Annotated in this window: 1 protein-coding gene; it reads right to left on the reverse strand. The window is 71.7% G+C overall.

Annotated features, from left to right (window positions below; all coding sequences use genetic code 11):
* Positions 1-156: 156 nt before the first annotated feature.
* The gene (locus ABZ641_RS36275; RefSeq protein ID WP_359988754.1) at positions 157-1,374 is read right to left on the reverse strand and encodes a hypothetical protein; all 1,218 of its coding nucleotides are present in this window, start codon (positions 1,372-1,374) and stop codon (positions 157-159) included.
* Positions 1,375-1,677: the final 303 nt, after the last annotated feature.

The following is a 1,677-nucleotide window of genomic DNA, read 5'->3' on the forward strand; positions in this document are numbered from 1 at the left end:
CTCCCCACACCCCCTGAATTCCCTTTTTTCCACCCCCGCCGCGCTGCATACTGTGCTTTCCCCGGGCCTGATCCGCTTGGGCGGGGCGCGCCCCCGGGTGTCGCGGCGCCCGCCGGTCGGTCCGGGTGCGCCCGTCGGTGCCGGGCGCGGTTCGGATCAGTCGGGGAGGCGGTCCAGGATCCATTCACCGAGTTCACGCGTGACGGCGGTGTGTTCGGTGGTGGTGCTGGAGCACAGGAAGTCGTCGAGGTCGCTCTCGGACGGGTCGATGTCGTCGATGTCGGCGTACAGGGCCTTGTTGTCGTCGAGGTCGCGGATCGAGACCGCGCTGACGGACGGGACGAAGCAGACGTGTTCGTGGCGCAGGTCGACCTGGGCCCCGAACTTCTCGAGCATGTCGGCGAGGATGCCGTAGGAGCGCAGCGTGCCGCCGGGGGCCCCGTCGAGCTCGGGGAATCCGCTGGTGGTGACGGTCTTCTCGGCCTTGGGGAAGCGCCGCTTGAGTTCGGCGACGACGGCGTCGTCGCCCTGGGACTGGGCGTAGAAGGTGGTGCCGGGGTAGATCCGGTTCACGGTGAGGGTGATGTCGCCGGGCTCGACGGCGAGGCCGGTGCCGTCGCCGCGGCCGTTGGCGACGCCGATCAGGCGCGGGAGGCGCGGCCAGCCGCCGAGCCGTTCCAGCTGCTGCAGGAACTCGGTGCGCTCGGGGGCCACGCCGATCGTCCCGGTGGCGGGGTCGTAGTGCCGCCAGAGCATCTGCCGCGCGGCCGGGCTGTTCATCTGCCGCGCGAAGTCGTTGGGCACGGGGATGAAGTGGGAGAACGCCTGGAGCCCGATCGGGACGACACCGCCGCGGTGCGGGCTGTCGTACGAGAAGTACAGCCGCGTGCGGTGGTCCATCCGCTGCATCTCCAGCCGCGCCAGAGCGTAGCGGGTGATGATGCCGCCCATGCTGAAACCGCCGACCGTCAGCCCGGCGGAGCCCAGTTGCTCGGCGCCGGTCCGCATGATGCAGGCGATCGCGGCCTCGGCGTTGGCCGTGATGGAGGCGGAGCGCTCGTCGAAGCCGAGCAGGACGACGTCGCGGCCGCGGCGGCGGAGCTCGGTCAGGAAGGGGTAGTCGCGGTCGAGGCCGGCGTAGAGCCAGGTGAGGTCGCTGCGGCCGAGGTTGAAGCCGTCGGCGATGATCACGGGGCGGGTGATGCCCCGGTTGCGTTCGCCGTAGAAGACGTGGGCGAAGCCGTTGGGGAGCTGCCACTCCTCGTCGGGCGTGGGTACGGGGTACGGCAGCGGGGTGGGGGCGGTGGAGTCCAGCGGGGCCGCGAGGGTGAAGGCGCCGACGCTCTGCTCCGCCTTCTCGTCCTGGTCGGACAAGGGATTACCTCCTTCGGGTACGCACGGGCCGCAGCAGCCGCGGGACGGGGCTGGGGACCGCAGGCCCGTGCGGGCGACGCCAGCATCATCGGACGGCGCGGAGCGGGGCGGCCGGTTCCCACGCGAACGGTTCCCCTCGACGGACGAATCATCAGCTGATCGCACAGCACGGCGTCCGGGGCAGGCGCCCCTGCACACGGGGCACCCTCGGGCCGCCGGTGCACTCTCGGGTCACCGGCGCGGCGTCAGGTCCCGCAGTCCGTCGGCGAGGAGAGCGAACGCCTGTTCCGCGTCCGCGACGGC

Origin of the sequence: Kitasatospora sp. NPDC007106, from assembly GCF_040634455.1 — a bacterium.
GTDB classification, from domain to species: domain Bacteria; phylum Actinomycetota; class Actinomycetes; order Streptomycetales; family Streptomycetaceae; genus Kitasatospora; species Kitasatospora arboriphila.